Raw genomic sequence first — 2512 nt, forward strand, 5'->3', positions numbered from 1 at the left:
TTGACAGTTCATTTATCACTACACTTCCGGATACTTGGGGTATAAATCAACGTTTTATTCTATTGGCTGTTAATAATTGGGATAAACCTTATGTGCCGGTTAACTTAGGAGGTTTAACCTGCGATAGTATGGATTATTATAACAGCGAGGCGCATACTAATCAGGTATTTTTACCAAAAGTTTCAAAAACAGATAAGCAACCTTTATATGTAGGATTTTTTCATACAGGAGCTTATCAGGAAGCCTTAAGCGGATATGGAGGCACACAGCATTGTTTGGTTCCTGCTCCTAAGCATGTATTAATAGATAAAGATGAAGAAGGGAAAATAACCACTAAATTATTTGCCAAAGAACAAAGCTACAAGTCGATGTTAAAAATATTAGGTTATTAATTTGTCGGTTTAATCCAAATGATTATCTTTCGATTTCTTTAATTTATCCTTTTGATAGCAACTAACCGAATATTTGTATTTTTTGCCCTTGTTTTTCTATGTGTATTTGCATCATGCGGTAATTCAGGCAGAACTGAAAATTCACTTACCGAAGGTTTGATTGAATATAATGCTGAGGTGGTAGACGCATCTCATCCAATGGCTGGTTTGGCACCCGGATCGGCAACCGTAAAATTTAAGGAGAATAAACTTCAGCTTGAAATGAGTACTATGGGTATTTTTAATACCATTTTTATTAGCGATCCAAGTAAAAAAACATTAACCCAAATGGTTAAGTTTATGGACATAAAAAATGCCTGTATTCAAACGGAAGCCGATTTAATTCAGGAAAATAAAGATTATGAATTAAAGTTAGAGGAAACCAAACAGACAAAAAAAATTGCAGGATATAATTGTAAAAAAGTAAAAGCGAGTTTTATATCAGACCCTTCTAATACTTTTGATGTGTATTATACAGATGAACTGGGTTTAGACAGTATTAATAATATTGGTCCGTATAAACAAATTAAAGGCATGTTGATGCAATACCGTTTAAAAAAGTTAGGCTTGGAAATGTGTTTTACGGCAACAGCAGTTAAAAAAGAGGAAATAAAAGACGATGTATTTGAAGTCCCTGCTTTTTATAAAATTGTTACCCGTCCGGAAATGGAGAAACTATTTGAAGACATTCAAAAATAAATTTTATGGTAACTGAGCCTGTTGAAGCTATCAGCATTCCATTATAATTCATCAATTCATTTTACCATTTAGCATATTTTCACAATTATAAACTATCTAATTTGTAAATTGGCATACCAATTGAAAACAACAAACTAAAATAAACGTATTCGATTTAGGATACATTAAAAAAACAAACACAAATGAAAAAATTATTCTCTACGCTTGCTGTTGTTGCGTTATCAGCATTGTCATTAAACGCTCAAATTAAAGAAGGATATATTGTTTACGATATGAAAATTGAAGGCTTGCCTCCTGAACAGGCAGCTATGATTGGAGATATGGAAACAAAGGTAACTTTTAAAAATGGTAAATCTTTGTCTGAAATGACATCCATGATGTTTACAAATCAAACATTAGCAGACGATAAAGGTATGTTAATGTTAATGGAACAGATGGGAAACAAAATTGCCGTAAAACAAACCAAAGAGGAAATGGAAAAAGAAGAGGCAAAACAAAAAGATAAACCTGCTGATCCAAAAATTGAATACACAACAGAGACAAAAACTATTGCAGGTTACGAATGCAAAAAAGCTATTGTTACTGTTATAGGTAAAGATAAAAAAGAAGATAAAATGGAAGTATGGTATTGCGATAAATTTGAAAATACTAATAAAGAAGGAAAAGGAAGAGGGCAAGGTTTTATGAAAGGATTAAAAGGAATGCCTTTTGAATATGCAGGCGGACAAGGTGGAATGAAATTTAAATTAGTGGCTAAAGAAGTTTCTGTTGAGCCAGTAGCTGATTCAAAATTTGAATTATCTACGGATGGTTACAAGATGATGACCATGGAAGAATTAAAAGCAATGCAAGGAGGAAAATAGTTTTCCGGAAAAATTAATTAAAAGACTCGGTGTTATCCGGGTCTTTTTTGTTTTTATACTTTTTAACGGAAACAAATGGTTTAACCACATAGAAGCGTAGAATTATTGTATGAGTGAGGCTGAGATAGAACTTTGTTTTTGCTCTTAGTTAGTTCTAGTTTTCATGAAGCATAGCTTCATGTCTATATTTAACTTCGTACTAATTAAAACCCATGTATCTATGTAGTTAATCAAAGATTAAATCTATTCACATTTTCGACTTATTATGTTGATTTTTATGGATAAATAATGGTTGGCTAATTGGCTATTTAATTCTATAAAGTTAACTTTGTACCTTCAAAAATCACACAAAAATCTCTATATATGATTCATTTCTTCGGAAACCAATCCAACACTGTTTTCGCAGTTCAAACACAAGATTCTATTTCTTCAGAAGACGTTCAAAAATTAAACTGGCTATTTGGTGGTGCTCATAAAATAGAGAAATCCGTTCTAACGGATTTTTTTGTTGGCCCACGT

General features: G+C 32.1%; 2 protein-coding genes and 1 pseudogene. All 3 read left to right on the forward strand.

All coding sequences use genetic code 11. The features are described 5' to 3' along the window. A pseudogene (locus B3C18_RS00650) lies at positions 1–392 on the forward strand (arginine decarboxylase); the annotation flags it as partial. Positions 393–443: 51 nt separating this feature from the next. Next, positions 444–1130, forward strand: coding sequence for a hypothetical protein (locus tag B3C18_RS00655; RefSeq protein ID WP_291140807.1), 687 nt, complete (start codon positions 444–446; stop codon positions 1128–1130). Between the two features lie 182 nt (positions 1131–1312). Beyond that, a complete protein-coding gene (locus tag B3C18_RS00660; RefSeq protein ID WP_291140810.1) occupies positions 1313–1993 on the forward strand; it encodes a hypothetical protein in 681 nt (226 codons plus the stop codon). The last annotated feature ends 519 nt before the right edge of the window (positions 1994–2512 follow it).

Source organism: Flavobacterium sp. UBA7680 (assembly GCF_002482975.1).
In the GTDB taxonomy this organism is placed as follows: Bacteria; Bacteroidota; Bacteroidia; order Flavobacteriales; family Flavobacteriaceae; genus Flavobacterium.